Annotated in this window: 25 protein-coding genes; 9 read left to right on the forward strand and 16 right to left on the reverse strand. The window is 69.0% G+C overall.

Annotated elements, in window-relative coordinates; translation table 11 throughout:
• From boxB to L3Q65_RS32415, 3 genes are read right to left on the reverse strand one after another with little or no spacing between them, the layout of a single operon-like run.
• On the reverse strand, positions 1 to 1,422 hold the full coding sequence (gene boxB / locus L3Q65_RS32405) for a benzoyl-CoA 2,3-epoxidase subunit BoxB (RefSeq protein ID WP_182896421.1): 1,422 nt from the start codon (positions 1,420 to 1,422) through the stop codon (positions 1 to 3).
• Positions 1,423 to 1,426: 4 nt separating this feature from the next.
• Entirely contained in the window at positions 1,427 to 3,064 is a 1,638-nt protein-coding gene (boxC, locus tag L3Q65_RS32410) for a 2,3-epoxybenzoyl-CoA dihydrolase (protein WP_182896420.1), read from the reverse strand.
• Between the two features lie 32 nt (positions 3,065 to 3,096).
• Positions 3,097 to 3,534, reverse strand: coding sequence for a hypothetical protein (locus L3Q65_RS32415; protein ID WP_237597437.1), 438 nt, complete (start codon positions 3,532 to 3,534; stop codon positions 3,097 to 3,099).
• Positions 3,535 to 3,625: 91 nt separating this feature from the next.
• On the opposite strand from L3Q65_RS32415, the gene L3Q65_RS32420 reads away from it, so the two are divergent.
• Entirely contained in the window at positions 3,626 to 4,483 is an 858-nt protein-coding gene (locus L3Q65_RS32420) for an alpha/beta fold hydrolase (protein WP_182896418.1), read from the forward strand.
• Here the strand turns inward: L3Q65_RS32420 and L3Q65_RS32425 are convergent.
• Complete coding sequence (locus L3Q65_RS32425; RefSeq protein ID WP_182896417.1) at positions 4,473 to 5,234, reverse strand: 2-keto-4-pentenoate hydratase; 762 nt, start codon at positions 5,232 to 5,234, stop codon at positions 4,473 to 4,475. The two genes, L3Q65_RS32420 and L3Q65_RS32425, sit on opposite strands and share 11 nt — an antisense overlap.
• On the reverse strand, positions 5,231 to 6,028 hold the full coding sequence (locus L3Q65_RS32430) for a 2-keto-4-pentenoate hydratase (RefSeq protein ID WP_182896416.1): 798 nt from the start codon (positions 6,026 to 6,028) through the stop codon (positions 5,231 to 5,233). Before L3Q65_RS32430 ends, L3Q65_RS32425 begins: the two co-directional genes overlap by 4 nt.
• A gap of 152 nt (positions 6,029 to 6,180) precedes the next feature.
• Here L3Q65_RS32430 and L3Q65_RS32435 point away from each other — a divergent pair, with 152 nt between their 5' ends.
• Genes L3Q65_RS32435 through L3Q65_RS32445 form a run of 3 tightly spaced genes read left to right on the forward strand, consistent with a single transcriptional unit; the run spans position 6,181 to position 7,736 of the window.
• A complete protein-coding gene (locus L3Q65_RS32435; RefSeq protein WP_237597438.1) occupies positions 6,181 to 6,684 on the forward strand; it encodes a VOC family protein in 504 nt (167 codons plus the stop codon).
• Positions 6,685 to 6,726: 42 nt separating this feature from the next.
• Complete coding sequence (locus L3Q65_RS32440) at positions 6,727 to 7,293, forward strand: hypothetical protein (protein ID WP_237597439.1); 567 nt, start codon at positions 6,727 to 6,729, stop codon at positions 7,291 to 7,293.
• Positions 7,294 to 7,334: 41 nt separating this feature from the next.
• Complete coding sequence (locus L3Q65_RS32445; protein ID WP_237597440.1) at positions 7,335 to 7,736, forward strand: CoA-binding protein; 402 nt, start codon at positions 7,335 to 7,337, stop codon at positions 7,734 to 7,736.
• 58 nt (positions 7,737 to 7,794) lie between these two features.
• On the opposite strand, the gene L3Q65_RS32450 is transcribed toward L3Q65_RS32445, so the two are convergent.
• The 6 genes from L3Q65_RS32450 to L3Q65_RS32475 form a co-directional block, all read right to left on the reverse strand.
• Positions 7,795 to 8,247, reverse strand: a complete 453-nt coding sequence (locus tag L3Q65_RS32450; RefSeq protein WP_237597441.1) for a nuclear transport factor 2 family protein — start codon at positions 8,245 to 8,247, stop codon at positions 7,795 to 7,797.
• Positions 8,248 to 8,411: 164 nt separating this feature from the next.
• Positions 8,412 to 8,978 (reverse strand): chloramphenicol phosphotransferase CPT family protein, encoded by a 567-nt coding sequence (locus L3Q65_RS32455; RefSeq protein WP_237597442.1) that lies wholly within the window; start codon positions 8,976 to 8,978, stop codon positions 8,412 to 8,414.
• Positions 8,975 to 9,643: a response regulator transcription factor gene (locus L3Q65_RS32460; RefSeq protein ID WP_037354559.1), complete on the reverse strand. Its 669-nt coding sequence runs from the start codon at positions 9,641 to 9,643 to the stop codon at positions 8,975 to 8,977. The genes L3Q65_RS32455 and L3Q65_RS32460 overlap by 4 nt, the downstream gene beginning before the upstream one ends.
• Positions 9,644 to 9,645: 2 nt before the next feature.
• The gene (locus tag L3Q65_RS32465; protein WP_182896410.1) at positions 9,646 to 11,004 is read right to left on the reverse strand and encodes a HAMP domain-containing sensor histidine kinase; all 1,359 of its coding nucleotides are present in this window, start codon (positions 11,002 to 11,004) and stop codon (positions 9,646 to 9,648) included.
• Between the two features lie 59 nt (positions 11,005 to 11,063).
• Positions 11,064 to 11,771, reverse strand: coding sequence for a type 1 glutamine amidotransferase (locus L3Q65_RS32470; protein WP_182896409.1), 708 nt, complete (start codon positions 11,769 to 11,771; stop codon positions 11,064 to 11,066).
• Positions 11,764 to 12,990, reverse strand: a complete 1,227-nt coding sequence (locus tag L3Q65_RS32475) for a MurT ligase domain-containing protein (protein WP_182896408.1) — start codon at positions 12,988 to 12,990, stop codon at positions 11,764 to 11,766. Before L3Q65_RS32475 ends, L3Q65_RS32470 begins: the two co-directional genes overlap by 8 nt.
• A 243-nt stretch (positions 12,991 to 13,233) precedes the next feature.
• On the opposite strand from L3Q65_RS32475, the gene L3Q65_RS32480 reads away from it, so the two are divergent.
• Entirely contained in the window at positions 13,234 to 14,013 is a 780-nt protein-coding gene (locus L3Q65_RS32480; protein WP_081684630.1) for an IclR family transcriptional regulator, read from the forward strand.
• A gap of 286 nt (positions 14,014 to 14,299) precedes the next feature.
• Here the strand turns inward: L3Q65_RS32480 and L3Q65_RS32485 are convergent, their stop codons facing one another.
• Genes L3Q65_RS32485 through L3Q65_RS32495 form a run of 3 tightly spaced genes read right to left on the reverse strand, consistent with a single transcriptional unit; the run spans position 14,300 to position 16,413 of the window.
• Positions 14,300 to 15,577, reverse strand: a complete 1,278-nt coding sequence (locus tag L3Q65_RS32485) for an RNA polymerase sigma factor (protein WP_370648135.1) — start codon at positions 15,575 to 15,577, stop codon at positions 14,300 to 14,302.
• A 54-nt stretch (positions 15,578 to 15,631) separates the two neighbouring features.
• Positions 15,632 to 15,988 (reverse strand): YciI family protein, encoded by a 357-nt coding sequence (locus tag L3Q65_RS32490; RefSeq protein WP_182896406.1) that lies wholly within the window; start codon positions 15,986 to 15,988, stop codon positions 15,632 to 15,634.
• Positions 15,988 to 16,413: a YciI family protein gene (locus L3Q65_RS32495; protein WP_043827215.1), complete on the reverse strand. Its 426-nt coding sequence runs from the start codon at positions 16,411 to 16,413 to the stop codon at positions 15,988 to 15,990. Before L3Q65_RS32495 ends, L3Q65_RS32490 begins: the two co-directional genes overlap by 1 nt.
• A gap of 135 nt (positions 16,414 to 16,548) precedes the next feature.
• Between L3Q65_RS32495 and L3Q65_RS32500 the strand changes: the two genes are divergently transcribed.
• Together L3Q65_RS32500 and L3Q65_RS32505 are read left to right on the forward strand one after the other, a co-directional pair.
• Complete coding sequence (locus L3Q65_RS32500; RefSeq protein ID WP_370648136.1) at positions 16,549 to 17,547, forward strand: small ribosomal subunit Rsm22 family protein; 999 nt, start codon at positions 16,549 to 16,551, stop codon at positions 17,545 to 17,547.
• An 86-nt stretch (positions 17,548 to 17,633) separates the two neighbouring features.
• A complete protein-coding gene (locus L3Q65_RS32505) occupies positions 17,634 to 18,392 on the forward strand; it encodes a maleylpyruvate isomerase family mycothiol-dependent enzyme (RefSeq protein ID WP_237597444.1) in 759 nt (252 codons plus the stop codon).
• Between the two features lie 5 nt (positions 18,393 to 18,397).
• Here L3Q65_RS32505 and L3Q65_RS32510 read toward each other — a convergent pair whose 3' ends face one another.
• Positions 18,398 to 19,669 (reverse strand): cytochrome P450, encoded by a 1,272-nt coding sequence (locus L3Q65_RS32510; protein WP_182896404.1) that lies wholly within the window; start codon positions 19,667 to 19,669, stop codon positions 18,398 to 18,400.
• 47 nt (positions 19,670 to 19,716) lie between these two features.
• Here L3Q65_RS32510 and L3Q65_RS32515 point away from each other — a divergent pair, with 47 nt between their 5' ends.
• Complete coding sequence (locus tag L3Q65_RS32515; protein ID WP_182896403.1) at positions 19,717 to 20,445, forward strand: alpha/beta fold hydrolase; 729 nt, start codon at positions 19,717 to 19,719, stop codon at positions 20,443 to 20,445.
• A 21-nt stretch (positions 20,446 to 20,466) separates the two neighbouring features.
• Entirely contained in the window at positions 20,467 to 21,291 is an 825-nt protein-coding gene (locus L3Q65_RS32520) for an acyl-CoA thioesterase II (protein ID WP_037808080.1), read from the forward strand.
• A gap of 20 nt (positions 21,292 to 21,311) precedes the next feature.
• Here the strand turns inward: L3Q65_RS32520 and L3Q65_RS32525 are convergent, their stop codons facing one another.
• Positions 21,312 to 21,866, reverse strand: coding sequence for a hypothetical protein (locus L3Q65_RS32525; protein ID WP_237597445.1), 555 nt, complete (start codon positions 21,864 to 21,866; stop codon positions 21,312 to 21,314).
• Between the last annotated feature and the right edge of the window lie 194 nt (positions 21,867 to 22,060).

The following is a 22,060-nucleotide window of genomic DNA, read 5'->3' on the forward strand; positions in this document are numbered from 1 at the left end:
TCAGGTGAGGTACACGTACTCGTAGTCGAAAGGTTTGCCGTTGATGCCCTGCCTCGGCGGCGCGACCCAGCTGGCGATCTTCCCGCGCTCGTACACCGGGTGCATGAGCGACCGGACGAACGTCAGGTCCTCGGCCGTCGGCAGCCATTTGCGCCGCGCTGCCTCCCACGTGGCCTCGTCGACGATGCTGCCGTCCGGAGTAACGTGGTGGCCGGAGTTTATGCCCACCTCGCGGTTGAAACCAGGGTGCGGCAACGCGAACCGGAAGTCGATGCCCGCGTCGCCGAGGATCTTGTTCCACCGGTTGACCCCGGTTTGGCAATCAGCGGTGTACTCGGCGCGCAAGTCGAGATTCAGCAGCAGAATGGCCTGCAATTCCTCGGACGTCCAGGTCCCGTCGTCGCGCGGACGCTCAAGCAGGCGGCTGTCCTCGGTGAGTTTGTGGTCGTCCTTGCGCCGCGTCTCCTGCCAGCGGCCCTTGAGCCCCGCGGTGTAGTAGTTCGCCGCGTTCGTCGACGTTTCACTGCCGAACAGGTCGAGCGACACGGTGTAGTGGAAGTTCAGGTACCGCTGGATCACGTCCAGCGGGATCCCGCCGTGCGACGCGATGTCGTAGGTGTCGTGCTCGCGGATGAGTTCGGCGCTGCGCTGCACCACCCGGTCGACGCCGGTGGTGCCCACCATCATGTGGTGCGCCTCCTCCTTGAGCATGAACTCGCAGGTGCGCGACAGCGGGTCGAACGAGCTTTCCTTCAACGTGCCGAGCTGGTATTTCCCATCGCGGTCGGTGAAGTACGTGAACATGTAGAACGCGAGCCAGTCGGCCGTTTCCTCGTTGAACGCGCCGAGGATGCGCGGCGCGTCCGGACTGCCGGAGTTGCGCAGCAGCAGGCCCTCGGCCTCATCCCGGCCTTCGCGGCCGAAGTACGCGTGCAGCAGGTACACCATCGCCCACAGGTGCCGGCCCTCTTCCACATTCACCTGGAAGAGATTGCGCAGGTCGTACAGCGAAGGTGCGGTGAGCCCGAGGAGTCGCTGCTGCTCGACCGACGCCGGTTCGGTGTCGCCCTGGATCACGATCAGCCGCTGCAGGTCGGCCCGGTATTCGCCGGGCACCTGCTGCCACACCGGTTCGCCGGCGTGCTCGCCGAACGCGATCCGCCGGTCCGGTTCCCGTTCGGCCAGGAAGATGCCCCACCGGTAGTCCGGGACGTTGACGTGGTCGAAGTGCGCCCAGCCGTCGCGGCCGACGCTCACCGCGGTGCGCAGGTAGACGCCCTCGGTCTCCAGCGTGGGCCCCATCTCGCCCCACCAGTTCATGAACTTCGGCTGCCAGCCCTCCAGCGCGCGCTGCAGCCTGCGGTCGTCGGCGAGCTGGACGTTGTTCGGGATCTTGGCGTCGTAGTCGATCTTTTCGGGCATCGGTTCAGACCCGCTTCCTGTCGAAGACCGCCTTCTGCCCGGTGCCGTAACGACGCAGCGCGCCGTCGGGCCCGGAGGCGTTCGGTCGGGTGAAGATCCAGTTCTGCCAGGCGGTCAGCCGCCCGAAGATCTTGGTTTCGATCGTTTCCGGGCCGACGAACCGGTGGTTCGCCTCCATCCCGGTGAGTGCGTCGGGCGACAGCGAGGCCCGGCCCTCCAGCGCGATCCGGATCTCGTCCTCCCAGTCGAGGTCGTCCGGCGCGTCGGTGACCAGGCCGAGTTCGACGGCTTCGGCGGCGCTCAGCGCACGGTCGCGTTCGCGGGCCAGCCACGTCAGATGGTCGTCGTCGCCGTAGAACCGCGACTGGAGCCTGGACAGTCCGTTGCCCATCGGGAAGACGCCGAAATTGGCTTCCGACAGGGTGATCGACGCGCGTTCCGGCGAGTCCTCGTCGTCGATCGGCGGCCCGTCCAGCAGGTACTGCCGATCCGCCGCGAAGGCCAGTTCGAGCAGGCTGCCCGCGAAACAGCTGCCCGGTTCGATCAACGCGATCAAGGTACGGCTGGTGACGTCCAGCCGCTTCAGCGTGCGCTTGTAGTAGTGCAGGATTTCGTTGCTCAGCCAGTCTTTTCCGCTGAGCACGACCTCCTCGTGCGCGAGCACCTGCTCCGGATCGCCTTCGGTGCGCAGCACCCAGGTGCCGAGTTCTGGTTCGTTCGTGCGCAGCCGCAGGATCGCGTCGTCCAGCTCGCGGGTCATCCGCAGCAGCCAGCCGTCGAGCCGAGGTTCGCCGTCCGGACCGAGCACAGTGAGCGTGACCAGTGAGTTCGGCCGGTCATACGCGATCCGGACGTGCCGGTACTCGATGCCGTCGTCGGTCACCGACGGGTCCAGCGGGGCCAGCTCGATCCCCTGTTCAGCGGGCAGCCGGTCGGATTCGGCGGCCAGTTCGTGCGCCCGCGACAGCACCTTCTCGCGGAACCCGACGCGCGGCACCAGCTCGTCCACCAGCCGCCAGTCGACCGCGGTCCGGCCCTTGACCCCGTCCGGCCGCGTCGCGAACACGTCCGCGAGGTCCCGGCGAACCCGCCGTTTGTCGACCACCCGGGTGAGCCCGCCGGTGCCGGGCAGCACGCCGAGCAGCGGCACCTCGGGCAACGCGACGGTGGACGAGTTGTCGTCGACCAGCAGGATCTTTTCGCAGGCCAGCGCGATCTCGTAGCCGCCGCCGGCGCAGCTGCCGTTCACCGCCGCCACGTAGGTCTGGCCGGAGAACTCGGTCGCGTCCTCGATGCCGTTGCGGGTCTCGTTGGTGAACTTGCAGAAGTTCACCTTCCACTCGTGCGGCGACGCGGCGAGCATCCGGATATTGGCCCCGGCGCAGAACACCTTGTCCTTGGCGCTCGTCACGATCACCGCGCGCACCTGCGGATGTTCGAACCGCAGCCGCTGCGTGGCGTCGTAGAACTCGATGTCGACGCCGAGGTCGTACGAGTTGAGCTTCAGCTCGTACCCGGGCACGAGGCCGCCTTGCTCGTCGACGTCCATCTCCAGCCAGGCGACCTCGCCGTCGACGGCAAGCCGCCAGTGCCGGTACGTGTCCGGATGCCGCTCGAATGTGACAGGTGTGGTGGTGGTCACGTCCTCGATTGTCTACATGGTTTCAACGAACGTCAATGTTGTGTAGACATTTGCCCGGCGATGCTCACCCGGTTGAGCCGCATCGCCGCCCAGCACCCGAATACCCACAGCGCGAGTGCCGCGAACGTGTCGGTGAAGATCGTCGCGAACCAGAACGCCGGGACCCGCGGCACGCCGACGAGGAAATGCCCCGCGCTCGCCAGTCCAGACAGCGAGTAGACCAGCAGAAACGCCAGCGAACGCCAGTACTGGCCGCGTGCGTAGGCGCGATAGCCGAGTGCGCCGAACACAGTGAAGACCACCCAGCTGACCGCTACCACGACCTGCGTGACCGGCACGCTGATGCCCGGGATCTGCGGGTAATCCACCGCGCGCACGACGTTGTGGGTGTAGTGCAGGACCGTGCTGACCAGGGTGAACGCCAGAATCACCCGCAGCGGGCCGAGTCCTTTCTCGCGCAGAACGTCCATACTGCTCGCCCCCTTGCGATTTGATAGATCGCTCTAGCGGGAGAGTACCCGGACGGCGGCGACCGGCCAAGCCGTGCGCGAAACTGGAGCCATGACCGAGCAGACCATCGAGGCCGACGGCATCACCCTGTGCCACGAATCGTTCGGCGATCCGTCCGCGCCGCCGTTGCTGCTGGTGATGGGCCTTGCCGCGCCGATGATCTGGTGGGACGACGAGTTCTGCGAGCAGCTCGCCGAGGCGGGTTTCCACGTGCACCGGTTCGACAACCGCGACGTCGGGCGCTCGCAGTGGTGGACCGGCCGGGCCAGCCTGCCGCTCGCGTACTTCCTGCGGTCCGCGCCGTACTCGCTCGGCGACCTGGCCGACGACGCGGGCAAGCTGCTCGACGCGCTCGGCATCGAACGCGCGCACGTGGTCGGCACGTCGATGGGCGGGATGATCGCGCAGGAGTTCGCGATCCGGCATCCGCGGCGCGTGCGGACGCTGACCTCGATCATGTCGACGACCGGCGCGCGGAACGTCGGCCTGCCAAGCCCGCGCGCCGCGCTCGCGATGCTGGCCCCGGGGCCGCGCACGCGCGAGGACTACGTGACACAGCTGGTGCGCACGTCAAAGCTGATCGGCTCGCGCGAGTACCAGTTCGACGAGGACCATTTCCGCCAGCGCGCGGAACGCACCTACGACCGCGGTCTCAACCCGGCGGGCGTGTTCCGGCAGCTCGCCGCGATCCTGTCCGCTCGCGACCGGACCGCCGATCTGCGCCGGCTTTCCGTGCCGTCCCTGGTGATTCACGGCACGGCCGATCCGCTCGTGCACATGTCCGGCGGCCGCGCGACGGCCCGCGCGCTGGGCGCCGACCTCGATCTCGTGCCCGGCATGGGACACGACCTGCCGCGCGAGGTGTGGCCGCGCGTGATCGCCGGGATCAAACGGCTCGCTACCCGCTGATCGTCACCGAGCCCAGGTTCGAGAAGTGCGCGGCGACGCGGGAGCCTGGGCGCAATTCGACGGCGTCGGTCATGCCGCCGGTCAGCACGAGCCAGCCCGGTTCGAGCGCCAATCCGCGTGCGGCCAGCGAATTCGCCGCCAGCGCCAGCGCCTCGGCCGGGTGGCCCTGCACGGCGGCCCCGGTCGCGGTGTCGACGATCTGACCGTCTACTTCGAGCAGCGCGGCTTCCAGTGAAAGGTCCAAAGAGGACGGTGGACGGCCGACCGAGCCGAGCCCGAACAGCGCCGACGAACCGTTGTCCGCCACGACGTCCGGCAACGTGAACCGGTAGTCGCGGTACCGGCTGTCGATGATCTCGATTCCGCCGTACACCTGGGAAACCGCGGCGAGAGCGGTAGCCGCGGTGACGCCAGGACCGGCGAGCCGTTCGCCGAGTACGAACACCAGTTCCGGCTCCGCGCGCGGGTGGATGAGCTGCGGCGTCGGGGCGCCCGCGGGCAGCACCATCGCGTCGGTCAGCCACGCGAGCAGCGGTTCCTCGACGCCCATCCGCTGCTGCTTCGCCCGCGACGTGAGCCCGAGCTTCACCCCGATCAGCGTCTCGCCGCGTTCCTGACGCAGCCGCAGGGCTTCGTCCTGGATCGCGTACGCGGTGGCGAGGTCGAGGTCCGGCCAGGTGTCGGTGAGCTGCGCGCTCTCTTCGGTCCGGTTGAGCAATTCCTGCGCTGCAGCAACGATATCGGCGGTCACTTGTCCTCCTCCGGCGCGAACACCGCGGTCACGCTGCCCAGGCCAGCCATGGTCGCCACGACGGTGTCGCCGGGGCGGACGGTCTGTGCGGCGGTCATCGACCCGGGCAGTACGACGTGGCCGGGCTCCAGCGTCACGCCGAGCGGGCCGACCGTGTTGGCCAGCCACACCAGGGCGTTGATCGGCGAACCCAGCACCGCACCGCCCGCGCCGGTGGCCGCGAGCTGGCCGTTGACATGCAGCGTGCAGCCGGCGAGCCGCAGGTCGACGTCTCGCAGATTGGTCGGGCTGCTGCCGAGGATGACGCCGCCAGACGACGCGTTGTCCGCGACGGTGTCGAAGATCGAGATTTTCCAGTCTCGGACCCGCGAATCGACGATCTCCAGCGACGGAAGCACGAAGTCGACCGCGCGGACAGCGTCGGCGACGGTTACGCCCGGACCGCGCAGCGGCGCGCCGAGCACGAACGCGATCTCCGGTTCGATGCGCGGCTGCAGGAACCGCGTCGTCGGGATCGGCTGGTGTTCGAGCAGGAACATCGAGCTGGTGAGGTGCCCGAAGTCGGGCTGGTTCACGCCCATCTGGCGCTGCATCGCCGCGGACGCGAGGCCGACCTTGTGGCCGCGCACCACGTCGCCCGCCGCCACCCAGGCGCGGACTTGCTCCTGCTGCACGCGGTAGGCGTCTTCGATGGTGCCGTCGGGAAAGGTCTTCACGAGCGGATCGATCGGCTCGTGGCGCTCGTACGCGCTCCTCAGCAGCGCGACGGCGTCCTGCAGCTCAGCGGGTTCCACGGGCCGAACTTTGCCTGACCGCGCCGCCTGAGCCAACCCGGCCGTTCCATTCACCGGTACGGACGAGTTCTCTCGCTCGCTAATCTCTTGCGTGCGAGAGTTTGTCGGCGTACCGTACTTCGTGTTGGCTCCCAGAGAGGACGTGACCTGCCATGGCACCCACCGAGACCGAAGTCGCCCAGCTCGCGCAGGCCCGCGACCGGCTGCGGGAGCAGCACCTGCACCCCGCGGCGGAACGCCCGGCGACGGTCGGCCGCGGCATCCACCACACCGCGCTGCTGTCCAGCGACGTCGAGCGGACGATCACCTTCTACCAGGACATTCTCGGCTTTCCGCTCACCGAGCTGATCGAAAACCGCGACTACCCGGGGTCGAGCCACTTCTTCTTCGACGTCGGCAACGGCAACGCGGTCGCGTTCTTCGACCTGCCCGGCCTCGACCTCGGCCCGTACGCGGAGGTGCTCGGCGGGCTGCACCACCTGGCCCTGTCGCTCACCCCGGAAGCGTGGGCGGGCGCGCGCTCCCGGCTCGACGCCGCCGGCGTGAAGTACCAGGAAGAAAGCGGCACGTCGATCTACTTCGCCGACCCGGACGGCGCCCGGATCGAACTGATCGCGGACGAGCTCGGCGAGATGTACGGCTCGAAGATCGGCTGAACCACTGGACTCGGCACCCCGCCGGGTTCAGAGTGTTGGCCCATGGGCGACTGGGCGGCTTCGCGGCAGAAGGCACGGCTCGACCGGCGGGAAGCGATCGACGAGCTGATCGCGCGAGTCCGCTTCGAGGTGCGACTGCACCTGGCGGAGCCGACCGCGATCAGCCGGTACGACGATCTCGCCGAGGTTTTCGCCCTCGGCCACAGCGAGTGCGCCGCCTTGCTGGCGCACCGCCGGTTGCTGCCGTGGTGGGAACGACGGCTGCTCACACGATTCGCGCGTCGGCTGCACGGCCGCGCGATCGCGGGCAGTGTCGCTGACGTGCCCGCGGGCGAGGCTGTCACTGGTGCTTTCCGCGTGGAGATCGCCCGCCTTCTTCCGGACGCCGGCGACACCGGTGCCCGCTATGACCTGCAAGGACGCGGTCTGCTGACCGTCCTTCGCCTAGCGCTCGGCGCCCGCGGCGAAGCGTGGCCAGACCGGCACGAAGTCGCGTCCACTGTCGCGCGCAATGTTCTGGTGTGCAGCACCGCGTTCCTGCGGCGGTCGCCCTGGCACGTGCTGTGGCCGGTGTATCGCGTCCGCGGCCTGCGGTTGTGGCGGTTGTGACGTGGCGGAATCGTTCGCTGGGCGGGGATGTTGAGGAGAGTATGAAGCCTGAAGAAATTCTCGCCAGCGCGCGCACGATCGCCGTGGTCGGCCTGAGCCGCGACCCGGGCAAGGCCGCGCACGGCGTACCGGCTTCGCTGCAGGCGCACGGTTTCCGGATCATCCCGGTGCATCCGACGGCGACGGAACTGCTCGGGGAGAAGGTTTACCGGTCGCTCGAGGATATTCCGGAGCCGGTGGATCTGGTGGACGTCTTCCGTCCGGCCGACGAGGCACCGGACATCGCTCGTTCCGCGGTGGCGATCGGGGCTAAGGCGTTGTGGCTGCAGCAGGGGATCGTGTCGGCGGAGGCGCGGCGGATCGCTTCGGAGGCCGGGTTGGAGTATGTCGAGGATCGGTGCACTGCCGTGGTTCGGGCGGTCGCGGGGATTTCGCTGGCTTGATTTCCGGCTGTTTGCCGAGGGAGGACCCGCGCTCCGGAACCGACCGGAGCAGTGCCGGTCACGGGTTGACCCCAGAAGACGGCCGCAAGATCGCGATGTCGCCGACTGTGTGCCGCACGTCGAAGAACCGTTCGGTGATCCGCCAGCCTTCGGCGGTTCGCCGTAGCCGGTCCCGGTAGACCCCGAAGCACTCATAGGGGGCCAGCGCGGCGCGCTCGCCCGCGCCGTAGTGGTACACCCTCGCCTTGCACCGGGCGATCGCCTGGTCGCCGTCGAGCTCCACGATATGGTTGCCCAGCAGGTGTTGCGAGGGACCGCATCCATCGAGGAAGGACCGGATGGAGGCCACGATCGCGGCCCTGCCGTTCAGCGCCTGCCCGCCGTAGCGGCCGACGGCGTCGGCGGTGAAGACCTGATCGAGCGAATCCCAGTCCCGCTCGTCCAAGCTGTAGCTGTAACGGTTGACGACCTCGACGATCGCGTCGCGATCGCTGATCTTCGGCGCAGCCATTGCACTCCTCTTGCCGATTTACCGCTGCACGCTAGGGATCGAACGACTGCGCGGACGCGCCCGGTCCCGCTCAGCGGGCAGGCCGGAACGGACCGCCACGGGGCGTCGGTGCGGTCCGTGCCGATCCCGGTCACGGCAGCCGCAAAGTCCGGGCCGCTGGCATTTCACTGATGCGGGCGCAGATCCTTGGCCGAATTTAATCGACGGAATGCTTCGGAACGGTTGGGAGTCGCGATGAAGTCCGCGATGATTCGCGCGCATTCCCGGGGGCTGTGCACTGACGTGTCGCACTCCACGTCGTAATCGCCATGGGCGTGCACGATCGGATACTGCCGCTCCGCCAGACCGGCGGGGCGGTCGCCTCGCACCCGCTCGCGTCGTTGCAGCTCCGGCAGCGGGCAATGCACGCCGACGAAAGTGACTTCCTGCTCCTGCAACACTTCCAGGCAATCGGCGAGCCAATGCGGCCGGAGTACGTGGTCTGCGATCACGCCGTTGCCCGCCGCCGCGAGCCCGGCCAGCATTCGGTGGTAGCCGCGCACAGTCCGTTCGAAAACCTTGTCGAACTCCGGCGTGCCGAATTCGGGCGTCTGCGCCCGCGATCGCATGCTGTTGACCGCGTCCCTCGGCAGGGAGAAATACGGACCCGGCAGCAAATCCAGCAGTTCCGCCGCGATACTCGACTTGCCGGAACTGGACGTGCCGTTGAGGAGGATGACGTGTCCGCTCATCCGACGAGCCGGTAGCCCACCCCGCGCACCGTTTCGATCGTCCGCGTCCCGAACGGCGCGTCGATCTTCCGCCGCAAATACCCCACGTAAACCTCGACCACGTTCTCGTCCCCCTCGTAATGCGCGTCCCACACGTGCCCGAGGATCTCGTTCTTGGTCAGCGCCGCTCCTTGCCGCCGCAGCAGAAACTCCAGCAGCCCGAATTCCCGCGCGGTCAGCTCGATCCGCGTCTCTCCTCTGTGGACAGTGCGCGCGGCCGGGTCGAGCCGCAGATCCCCCGCGGTCAGCACCGCCGGGCGAGCCGGTGCGCCCCGTCGAAGCAATGCCCGCAGCCGAGCCAGCAGAACGACGAACGAGAACGGTTTCGAGAGATAGTCGTCCGCGCCGAGATCGAACGCGTCAGCCTCGTCGTACTCGCCGTCCTTCGCCGTGAGCATGAGCACCGGAGTCCAATTTTCCGCCGCCCGCAAGCGTTTCAGCACTTCGTAGCCGGAAAGCTCGGGAAGCATGATGTCGAGCACCACGGCGTCGTAATCGTGCTCCATCGCCGACCAGAGCCCGTCCCGGCCGGTGTGCGCCACGTTCACCGTGAATCCCTCGGCGACCAGGCCGCGGCGAAGGGTTTCGGCGAACTCCAGCTCGTCCTCCACGATCAGCAACCGCATGCTCAGTCCTCCTCGATCCGGGGCAGTTCGATGCTCGGCAGTTCGATCACGAAATGCGCGCCCGGGTAACTCGGGTCGGCCACGTCGACGTACCGCGCGCGGCCGCCGTGCCGGGCCGCGATGCCGGCCACGATCGACAGGCCCAGCCCGGTCCCGCCGCGTCGTCGCGAAGCATCCAGCCGCACAAACCGCTCGAACACTCGCTCCCGGTCGTCTTCGGCGACGCCCGGGCCGTCGTCGCTCACCTCCACTACGACCATCTCATCTTGCACCGAGCTCGCAATCCGGATCCGCTCGCGCGCGTGCCCGCATGCGTTGTCGACGAGGTTGCGTACGGCGCGACGCAGCTGCGCCTCGTTGCCACGCACCTTCGCCGGCCCTGCGCGCACTTCGATCTCGACAGCCGCTTCGCCGCGTACGCGTTCGGCTTCGGCACGGACGATGTCGTCCAGATCGACTTCAGTACGTGCGGGCCGGTCGGTGGCGTCGTCGGTGCGCGCGAGCATCAGTAGGTCGTCGACCAGCTCCCGCAGGCGCGCGGTCTCGCGCGTGATCACCGGCACCAATTCGTCGGTGGTCTCGGGGTGCTGGTTCGAAACGTCTAGCGCGGTGCTGATGGTCGACAGCGGCGAGCGCAGTTCGTGACTCGCGTCGGCGACGAAACGGCGTTGCGCGGCCTGTGCGGACCCAAGCCGCTCAAGCATCTCGTTGAGCGTGACAGCAAGCCGGTGCACCTCGTCGCCTCCAGGAGGCAGCGGTACGCGCAACGCGAGGTCGCGCGTCGAAATCTCGGCGACAGTGCGCCGCATCCGCTCCACTGGGCGCAGCGCGGATCCGACAGAGCGGTACACCGCGAAGCCAGCGATACCGAGCAGCGGCAGCGAGATCAGCCCTAGCAGCAGCGTAAGCCGAGCAGAGGCTTCAGTGACCGGCTCAAGGGACCGGGCGGAGATGACGGTGAACGGTCCGCCCGGCCCGTTGACGCCTTCCGAGACCAAGCGGTAGTCGCTGCCGTCGCCGTCTAAGCCGAGCGGCAGCGTCTCGACGGTCTCCTGTCCCGGAGCCGGGCGCGCAGCGGTGATGGCCGGACGGCCGACGATCGCCGGGTCGCTCGCGATCGGCGTGCTTCGCGGCCCGAGGACCTGCGTCACGGCTTCGGTGTCCCCAGTGCTCGCGACGTCGCTCGGAGATAGATCTCGCGCGCCCGCGCGCACGAGTTGGACAGCAACCTGCCGCGCGGTACTTCGCGCGCTCTCGGTGACGCTTCGGTCGAGGGACTGTTGCAGCAACAGCACCACGACGACGCACGCGGTCGCGATGGCCAACGCGAGCGCGAGCACGGCAACCCCGGTTGTCCGCATTCGGACACCTGCGGCAGCGAGAAGTCTCACGCACGCAGCGTAACGAGCGCGGAGGGACGTCATCGGGCGCGGCGCGCGGCCAGCCGTTCCGAGCGCAGCGTGTCCACCTCAGTCAGGTCCAACGGCTTCAGCGCATGGCCGAGCACCCACGACAACAGCAGGTCAGCAAGCTCGGGATTGCGCGCCAGCGCCGGGCCGTGGAGGTAGGTGCCGAGAACGTGATCGGTGACCGCGCCCTCGCTGCCGTCGCCGTTGCCGGTGCCCCGGACGACGCGGCCCAGCGGTGCGCTGCCCGGGCCGAGCACGCTCGCGCCCTGATGGTTCTCGAAGCCGGTCAACGGCGTCTCAAGCAGGTTCGGTTCGACGATCAGCTCAGCCACCGCACGCTGCTCCGCCGGCTCGGTGACCAGGTCGAGCAGCCCCAGCCCAGCGTGTTCGATGCCGTCGACGCCGCGGAAGCGCGTGCCGAGAATCTGCAGACCAGCGCACACCCCGAACACCGGACGTCCAGCGTCCGCCGCGCTCCGCAGGCCAGCCGAGTTGCGCAGGAAGTCCGCGGCCAGCACCTGCGCCATGTCCTCGCCGCCGCCGAGCAGGTAGAGGTCCAAAGTGGACGGAACCTCGGAGTCCAGCGAAACCGGCACCACCTCGGCGTCGTAACCGCGCCACTGCAAGCGTTTGCAGAGCACTTGCGCGTTCCCGGAATCGCCGTACGTCCCCAGCACCTCGGGCAGCAAAAGGCCGATTCCGACGGTCGAATCAGACATCGGGCAACCGGTCCACCAGGTCACGGAAGGCGGTGTAGTTCGCGACGAGTTCGACCCCGCCCGGCGGCAGCGTGTCGATCGCGCTGACCGGGTCCGGGGCCGACCAATGCGGCACCTCGGCATAGCAAAGCCGCACCGCGAGATCCGCGGACCGCTCGCCGGCCACGACGACCTGACGGCCGCGCAACCGCTCGAAGTGCACGTCCCAGAGCCACGACAGGTCACGGCCGTCCGCCTCGTGCGCGTTGACCGCGACGACGACCGGAGTGTCCTCGTCGAGCACACGCAACGTTTCGGCCCAGCCAGCCGGGTTTTTCGCAAGCATGAGCCGAACTGAATGCCGCGTGCGGCGAATCGTGCGGTAGCGGCCGCCGATGTCGGTGATTGTGCGCAGCCGAGCCGCGGCGGTGTGCGGCGGCACGCCTACGCAGTGCGCGGCAGCGAGCGCGAGAGCCGCGTTGGCCCGGTTGGCCTCGCCGGGCAGCCGCAGGTCGAGGTCGACTTGCCTGCCGCCGGGCGTGTGGACCAGGTCGCCGTCGAGGTTCCAGGTCGGCTCCGGGCGGGCGAAAGCGCACACCGCGCACCGCCATTCGCGATCGGTGTGCGTGATCGCGCCGCCGCAGCGCGGGCAGGAGACGGAATCGCCCGACCAGCGCCGTCCGGTGCCGACCCACACCGGGCGCGCCGCCGCCGAGGCCGCTGACGTGACCAGCACGTCGTCGCAGTTCGCGACCACGACCGTGCGCGACAGCCCGGCGAAGGCGGCACGGAGGTCGCGCTCCATCATCCGGACCTCGCCGACGCGGTCGAGCTGGTCACGGCTGAGATTGAGCAGCACGAGCGCCGCGGGCTGCACCTGCTCGGCCACCCACGGAACGTAGGTTTCGTCCACCTCAAGCACCGCGTACGGCGCGTCCGGGCGGGCGGCGAGCGCGGCCACGAGACCGTCGGGCATGTTCGCTCCGTCGCCGTTGTGCGCGACCTCGGCGAGCGCTTCGAGCGCGCGGGTCAGCATCAGCGACGTGGTGGTCTTGCCGTTCGTGCCGGTGACGATCACGACCGTGCGATCGCGGCCGAGCCTGCGCAGCGCCTTGGGGTCGAGCCGCAGCGTGACGCGGCCGCCGATCACCCCGCCGCGGCCCAACCGGGCGGTACGGGAAAACCACGCGGTCATCCGCCCGGCGGCGACCGACGCCCGGGTGCGCAGACGTGTTGACATCACGACAAACCGTGCGGCACGAGCGCTGTGATTTTCCTGAGAGGGTGACTCCAGTCTCCGTTACCCTTTGTAAGCAGTCTTACCGATCGGAGGTTGAACCATTCGGCGCAACCTTGACCTTGCCCAATGACAGAGATCGGTCAAGATCTTCCGTCCATACATCGGAGGTGTTAGCGTCCAACCCCGCTTGATGGCACCACGCACCGGTGACCGGGAACGCAGAGCGACAGGCGGAGGGCGAACGTGGACGCAGCAGCACGCGGGCTGGACCAAAGCGGCACCCTGGAGCGCGGGCTGGCGGTGCTCGAACACGTCGGCCAGCACCAGGAAATTTCCACGAACGCGCTCGCCCGGCAACTGGGGTTGTCCCGCAGCGCCGCCTACCGGATCGTCGGCACGCTGAAGCGGCTGGAGTACCTGGAGGCGGACACCGTCACCGGACGCGTGCGGCTCGGCACCCGGCTGGTCGAATTGGGCGCCCGCGCGATGGCGGCGACCGACCTGCACCGCTGCGCGCCGCGGTATCTCACCGCGCTGGCCGAACGTTCCGGAGAGACGACGTACCTCGCGGTGCCGGACAACGACGCGATGGTCTACGTCGCGACCGAGCGCAGCGCCAGCGCGGTCACGTTGTCCTGCCGCCTCGGCACCCGGCGGCCGCAGCACGCGACGTCGCTGGGCAAGGCCTGGCTGGCCGCCTTGCCGGAGGCTGACCGGGTGGAGCGCGTGCGCCGGATGAAGCTGGACAGCCTCACCCTCAAGACCATCAACGACCCGGTCCGGCTGCTGGACGAGCTGGCGCGCACGCGGCGTCGCGGCTGGGCCGTGGACGACCTGGAGAACGAGCCGGACGTCGGCTGCGTCGCGGCGGCCGTCCGGGACCACTCGGGCCGTCCGATCGCGGCGATCAGCGTTGCCGGGCCCGCGCCGCGGGTGATGCGCCGGGCGGACGAACTGGGCGCGACGGTGGCCGGGACGGCGGCCGCGTTGTCGATGCGGCTCGGGTACGTCCGAAACCGCTGAGACCGTTCGGGCGGAGCGTTCGGAGACATCGGACCAGCGGCCCGGGGATGCGGAACTGGGCGCGTCGGCAGCCGGGACCGCAGGCACGTCCGACACCGCTGAGGCCATTCACGGGATCGAGTCGGGCAGCCAATTTCCGTCGTCGCTACCTGCGAAAACAGGTTGTCCACAGGCGTGTCGACTTGTGGACAACCCTGGGGATGGGTGGCAGTGCCACCGGGAATTGTCGGCCCGGTGGCGGATCGTTGCGGGCATGTCGATCACTGCCGCACCGCACGGTGCCCCGCTACCTCGTTCCCGCTTCCAGCTTGCTGCACGACTCGGCCCGCTCCAGCAGCAGCACGCGCTCCCGCTCGTTGCCGGTCATCTTCGCCGCGCGCTCGAACTCGGCGCGCGCCTCGTCCCGGCGGCCCAGTTTGTACAGAAAGTCACCGCGCACGCTCGGCAGCAGGTGGTAATTCTTCAGCGCGGGCTCAGTCAGCAATTTGTCCACCAGCGCCAGCCCGGCTTCCGGTCCCTCCGCCATCGAGACCGCGACGGCCCGGTTCAGCTCGATCACCGGAGACGGCGTGAGCTGCGCAAGACCCGCGTACAGCGCCGCGATCCGCGCCCAGTCGGTCTCCTCCGGCGTAACCGCGATGGCGTGGCACGCGGCTATCGCGGCCTGCGCGGAATACGGCCCGTACGTTCCGTCCGCCAGCCGTTCGGACCGGGCCAGCGCGGTGAGCCCGCGTTGGATCAGCAGGCGGTCCCAACGGCTGCGGTCCTGGTCCATCAACAGCACGGGTTCGCCGTTCGGACCGGTACGCGCCGCCGAGCGCGACGCCTGGATCTCCATCAGCGCGACCAGTCCGTGCACTTCCGGTTCGGCGGGCATCAGACCGGCCAGCACCCGGCCGAGCCGCAACGCGTCCTCGCACAGCGCGGGCCGCATCCAGTCGTCGCCGCGCGTGGCGGAGTAGCCCTCGTTGAAGATCAGGTAGATCACTTCGAGCACGGCCGGGACCCGAGCCACGCGCTCGTCGCCGACCGGCGTTTCGAACGGCACCTTGGCCTCGGCGAGCGTCTTCTTCGCCCGCACGATGCGTTGCGCGACAGTGGATTCCTTCACCAGGAACGCGCGGGCGATCTCGTCGGTGCTGAGCCCGCCGAGCATGCGCAGCGTGAGCGCCACCCGCGCCTGGGTGGACAGCACCGGATGGCACGCGGTGAACACCAGCCGCAGCAGGTCGTCCTCGATCTGCTCGTCGTCGAGCACCGCGTCGAAGTCCGGCAGCACGCCCTCGCCGAGCTGTTCGGCTTCCCGGCCGATCTCGTCGAGCTTGCGGCCGAGGGTTTCGTTCCGCCGGAACAGGTCGATGGCCCGCCGCTTCGCGATGGTCATCAGCCAGGCGCCAGGGTTGCGCGGCACCCCGGTCTCCGGCCACTGTTCGAGCGCGGCGACGAGCGCGTCCTGCGCCAGTTCCTCCGCGAGGCCCACGTCGCGGGTCATCCGCGCGAGGCCGGCGATCACCCGCGCCGACTCGATCCGCCAAACGGCCTCTACCGCACTTCGCGTGTCCACCGGCCCATCAGACCGGCCCGGCCCGCCCGAGGCAACCCTCGGGCGGGCGCGGCGTCAGAGCTCGCCCGCCATCGGACGGATCTCGACGGTGCCCGCCCGCCGGTCCGGATTGGGCGCCCGCTTCATCAGCTCGACGATTTCGGCGAGCGACTCCCCCTCCAGGATCCACACGCCCGCGACGAGTTCCTTGGTCTCGGCGAACGGGCCGTCGACCACGCTCGGCTCCGCGTCGCCGTCGAACCACAGCAGCCGGGCGCCTTCCGCGCTAGGCGTCAGCCCGGCGGCCTGCACGAGGTGACCGGATGCGGCGAGGTCCTCGTTGAACCGGCCCATCTGCTCGATCAATTCGGCGCTCGGCGCGGCTCCCGCTTCCGATTCCTGACTGGCTTTCACCAGCACCATGAACCGCATCAGTTCTGCGCAGCCTGCTCGCGCAGCTTCTCTTCGGCCTCGCGCAGCTCCGGGGTGAGGTTGTCGCCGAAGTCCTCGGCGTCGAAGATCCGCCGGATCTCGATCTCGTGGTGCGCCCCGTCGGTGTTGGGCACCCGCTTGATCCACTCCACGGCTTCCTCGAGCGAACGGACCTGGAGGATCCAGAACCCGGCGATCAGCTCCTTGGTCTCGGCGAACGGACCGTCGACCACGCTGGGCTCGCTGTCCCCGGAGAACTTCACCCTGGCTCCCTCGGAGCTCGGAGCCAGCCCCTCGCCCGCGAGCATCACGCCGGCCTTCACGAGTTCCTCGTTGAACTTGCCCATCTCGGCGAGCAGTTCGGTGCTGGGCATCTGGCCGGCTTCGCTCTCTTCGCTGGCCTTCATGATCACCATGAATCGCATCTTCGGTTCCCCTTCGCTCTCGGCTTGCTTCCACCACTGCGTCGAACGGGCCGGGGCCGGATCGACAAGGTCTTCGAACTTTTTTTCTGGTCGCGAAACTAGCAGGTCAGGCGAACCTCGGAGGACAAAACGGGCATGGGAGAATCGTTGTCCGTGGCAGTACTTCCCGAAGCTCTCCGCGCCGCCCTCGACGACGAGCTGGCCCGGTTCCCCGAATCCCGGCTCGCGCAGGCCGTGGACCGGCTCAGCAAGCGTTATCGACAAGGCGACTCGGCGACGTCGCCGATCCTCTCCTCGGAGCTGGATGTCGCCGCGTATGCCGGGTACCGGATGCCAGCGACGTACGCGGCAGTCAGCGCGGTGCTGGGCGAGGTGGCTGCCGCAGCCCCCGGATTCGTCCCGAAGACGCACGTCGACATCGGCGGCGGCACCGGAGCAGCCGTGTGGGCCGCTGCCGACGTCTGGCCGTCGCTGGAGAAGTGCACTGTCCTGGAGCAGGTGGCTGCCGCGCTGGCGCTGGGACGCAAGCTAGCGGCGAGCGCCGATGAGCCAGCCGTCCGCACCGCGGTCTGGCAGCGCGGGCTGGTCGATTCCGCGTCCGCGGCACCGGAGGCCGACCTGGTCACTCTGTCGTACGTCCTCGGCGAGCTTCCCGAACGCGGCCGTGCCGACGTCGTCAAGTGGCTCGCCGCGAAGGCTGGCACGGTCGTGCTCATCGAGCCCGGCACGCCAGCGGGGTTCGCACGGATCCGCGAGGCTCGCGAAGTCTTGCGCGAGATGGGCCGCAGCGTGGTGGCACCGTGCCCGCACGATGATGTCTGCCCGATCAAACCGGGCGAGGACTGGTGCCACTTCTCCGCACGGCTTCCCCGAAGCGGGGTGCACCGGCGGATCAAATCCGGCACGCTGGGATTCGAGGACGAGAAGTTCTCGTACGTGGCGGCCACGTCGGCACCGGTCGACCGTCCGTCGGCCCGGATCATCCGGCATCCGCGCAAGCACAAGGGGTTCGTGCAACTCGACCTCTGCACCGTCGACGGGCTCGCGCCCGGCACCGTCGTGTCGAAGCGGCACGGCGTGCGGTACCGCGCCGCTCGCGACGCGGAATGGGGAGACGCCTGGAGCGTGGAGTAACCCGGCTTCTCCGGCTGCGATGTCTGGTTGGCCGCGTCGGCTCCGACTGTCTGGTGTCAGCGGATCTGAACCGGAGAGGACACCCCATGGACTTCCACGAGCGTTGCGCCGAGATCCTGCGGCAGACGGAACTGCTCACCGCGGCCGTCGAAGGCGCGGACCGGACGGTGCGGGTCGCGGCGTGCCCGGAGTGGAATCTCGGACAGTTGCTCGACCACGTCAGCACCGGGCACCGGTGGGCGGAGGAAACCGTGCGGACGCGGGCCGGCCATTGGCTGCCCGACGACCACCTCCGGAATCCGGTGGACACCGCACGACCGGAGTCGTGGCTTGTGGACGGGGCGAAGGCGTTGGTGGCGACGCTGCGCGAAGCGGGTCCGGACGCGGAGGTATTCACGCCGGTCCCGAACGGGCCGCCGCGGGCGGCGTTCTACGCGCGCCGGTTCATGAACGAGACGCTGATCCACCGCGCCGACGCGACGCTGGCCGCGGGCGGGGAATTCACCGTCTCGCCGGAAGTCGCACACGATGCGATGGAGGAATGGCTGGAGCTCGGGTCGCTGCCGCAATTGCTGGAGTACGTTCCCGAACGCCGCACACTGCTCGGCCCGGACCGCACGATCCACCTCGCGCCGACCGACCACACGGCGTCCTGGACGGTCGATCTGACCGGCGATCAGCTGGCCTGGCATCCGGGTCCGCCGGCGAACGCGGCGGTCACCGCGGCCGCGCCGCTGGGCGACCTGCTGCTGATGGTCTACGGCAGGCTGTCGCCGGAGATCGCGCACCGCATCGGCGACACCGAATACCTCGACCGCTGGCTCTCGCTCGTCGGCTTCGGCTGAGCCGGTCAGTCCCAGCGGATCGGGAGGCTCTTGATCCCGTTCTGGAAGTTCGACCGCAGCCGGCGGGGTTCGCCCGCGAGCCGGACCTCGCCGAGCTGGTCGAACACCGCCGCGAACAACGCCCGCATCTGCATCCGCGCGAGGTGCGAACCGAGACAGAAATGCGGGCCGTGGCCGAAGGTCAGGTGCTCGCTCGGCGCACGCGTCACGTCGAACACGTCCGGATCGGGAAAGACCGTCTCGTCGCGGTTGGCCGAGGAAAACCACACCACGACCTTGTCCCCAGCCTTGATGTCCACATCGGACAGTCGAGTGTCCTCGGTCGCGGTGCGGCGGAAGTGCATCACCGGCGTGTGCCAGCGCAGCATCTCTTCGACCGCGCCGGGAAGCAGGCTTCGATCGTCGAGAAGCTTGCGGTACTGCTCGGGATGCGCGAGCAACGCGGCCATCCCGCCGGGAAGGCCGTTGCGCAGGGTTTCGTTGCCCGCTACCGAAAACAGCCAGAAAAGGTTCTCGAACTCTTCGATCGACACGCGGCCGCCGTCGTCGTCCACGTAGTGCATCAGGTTGCTCATCACGTCGTCGCCGGGGTGCTCGCGTTTGTGCTCGCCAAGCGCGTGCGCGTAGGCGTAGAGGTCCGGCATTCCGGCGCGGCTGCGCGGATCCGGCATCTGGCCGTCCGGGCCGGGTTCCGGGCGCACGGCCAGCGCGGCACGGGCGAGGTCGGTGACATCGTCGGTGTTGACGGTAGCGCTCACCGCGTATTCGGCGTCCTGGAAGCCGATCACGCGGTTGCTCCAGTCGAACATCAGCCTGCGATCCTGTTCGGGCACGCCGAACACCTCGGCGAGCGTGAGCAACGGCAGATCGGCGGCGATGTCCTTGGCGAAATCGCATTCGCCGCGATCGGCCACCGCCGCGACGAGATCCCGTGCCCAGCCTTCGATCCGTTCCGTGATCCGGCCGACCGCGCGCGGAGTGAACGCCTTCGTGAGCAGCCCGCGCAGTCTGCCGTGCTCGGGCGGGTCCATGTTGAGCATCATTCGGCGCACGTACCGCAGGTCCTCCGCGGTAGCCGGGTCGCGGATCTGCGTACCGCCGGACTGCGACGAAAACACCGCCGGAGTGCGGAGCACGTGCCGTACGTCGGCGTGGCGCAGCACCGCCCAGAAATCGTCGATCCGCGTCACCGGCGTTTCCCGGCGCAGACGGGCAAGCAGGTCGTAAGGCACGCCCGTGACGTAGGTGTCCGGGTCGGCGATGACAGCACTCGACACGTTTCGACCCTAGCCCCGAGACCGCCGCCTGCGGAAAGATCCGTCCGGTGGAAAAGCTGAAGCTGCGCGTCACCGGAGAAGGCGAACCGCCGATCCTGCTCCTGCACGGGCTCGGCGCCACCGGCGCGGTCTGGGACGGCCTCGCCGGCCGGCTCGACCAGCGACTGCTCGCGCCGGACCTGCCCGGCCACGGCGGCTCGCCGCGACTGCCCGAGTACACGTTCAAGGCGCTCGCGGCCGCGGTCGCCGAGGCGCTGGACGAGCCAGGTCCGATCGCCGTCGTCGGCCATTCGCTCGGCGGTGTCGTCGCGCTCGAACTGGCGAACGGCCGCTACGGGCTCGACGTCAGCAGTGTGCTGGCAGTGGGCATCAAGGTGGAGTGGAGCAAAGACGACCTTGCCCGCGCCGAAGCGATGGCAGCCCGTCCGCCGCGGCTGTTCGACACTCGAGAGGAGGCGGAAACCGCCTATCTGAAGATCTCCGGGCTGACCGGCCTGGCTCCGGCAGACCCGGACGGCGTCACCGAAACCGCCGACGGCTGGCGACTGGCCCTTGATCCATCCGCCTTCGGCGTCGGCCGCCCGGAAATGCCGAGCCTGCTGGCGGCCGCGCGCTGCCCGGTGGTGCTCGCCACCGGGGAAAACGATCCGATGTGCCGTCCCGAGCAACTGCGGGCCCTTGTTCCCGAGGCAGTGGTCCTGTCCGGGCTCGGGCACAACGCGCACGTCGAGGATCCGGCCGCGGTGGCGGCGCTGCTCACACCGCGCAGCGACTGAGCAGGCGCTTAGACTGGCCGGGTGACGACGATCGATCCGACCCGGACCGGGCTAGACCAGCTGCTGAAGCTCGAACCGCTCGAGCTGAACCTGTTCCGCGGCTGGTGCCACCAGGGTTCGCCGCAGCGGGCGTTCGGCGGTCAGGTCGCGGCGCAGGCCCTCACCGCGGCCGGCGCGACCGTGCCCGCGGCGCGGCACGTGCACTCGCTGCACGGTTATTTCATCCGCGGCGGACGCACCGACATGCCGATCATCTACGAGGTGGAGCGCACTCGAGACGGCGGTTCGTTCACCACGCGCCGGGTCGTCGCGATCCAGAACGGCGAGAGCATTTTCAGCCTGTCCGCGTCGTTCCAGACCGAGGCGGAAAGCAGTGCGCACCAGGCGCGGATGCCGGACGTCCCAGCCCCGGACGAGGCGGGCGTCGTCGAGCAGGACCGCTCGCCGATCGTGCTGTCCGCCATCGAGGTCCGCTTCGTCAGCAGCCCGGAAACCGGCCTGCCCGACACCGGCCGCGGCCCACGTCAGCAGATCTGGGTCCGGGCGAAGGACGCGCTGCCGGACGCCCCGCTGGCGCACGTCTGCGCGCTCACCTACATCTCCGACATCCGCCTGGCAGGCACCGCCCTGCTGCCCCACCGCGACGACCCGGGCGAACCCCAACTGACGTCGCTGGACCACGCGGTGTGGTTCCACCGTCCGTTCCGCGCGGACGAATGGCTGCTGTTCGACATGGAAAGCCCCAGCTACGCGAACACGCGAGGCCTGACCCACGGCGAATTCTTCACCACCGACGGACGTCTCGTTGCCTCAGTGACGCAAGAAGTGCTGCTGCGCAGGCGCTGACTCAGTCCGATGTAGACAGTTCAGCCAAGCCGAACCCGCACCGGCCCGGCCGGTTCCGCGGCAGCCTCGGCAACCGGCTCGCGCAGCACCTTTGACAACTGCCACGCCTCAAGCCCGGCGAGCACGGTGTTGGCGACGACGAGCACCAAATACAACCCGGCCTGCACCGAAAGCCGGAACGGATGCTCGTCGGAAGCTCCCGCCAGCAACGAAATGTGGCACGCGACAACGACCACCATCGATGCCGCGGACAGCCCGCCGAGCACGATGAGCAACACCCGCAGCACCCGGGTGCGCCGCCAGTTCAGGTAGCCGGTCTGGACCAGATCCGGAGTGCTGACCATGACCAGCCCGCAGCCGTAACCGGAAAACCCGCCGACCACCCCGCCACCCGCGACCAGCGCGGTCGTCAGGTGATACGAAACCGGCACCCGGTAGGCGGCGAGGATCGCGGCCACGCAGACCAGCAGCCCCAACGGCAGGTGCGGCCAGCCGTACCAGGGAAGCCGCCGCTCCATCCGGAGAATCGTCGGCAGATCGATATCGCGGTACGCCTCGGGGTCGCGCAAAGCCATTCGCACCGTTCCTCTCGTCCCGGAAACCCCCGGTGTGTGCGCGGTGACCGGCGAAGCCTAGGGCAGGCCGCCCGGCCGTGCAAAATCCACCTGAACCCGCCGCCAAGAGGCGCCAGGTCACCAGCCCCTTACTTTGGCACCAGGCCCCCGTCCCACCCGCCGACCGGGAAACCCCGCGTGACCCACGCCACCCG

Origin of the sequence: Amycolatopsis sp. FU40 (assembly GCF_021903635.1) — a bacterium.
GTDB classification, from domain to species: Bacteria; Actinomycetota; Actinomycetes; order Mycobacteriales; family Pseudonocardiaceae; genus Amycolatopsis; species Amycolatopsis dendrobii.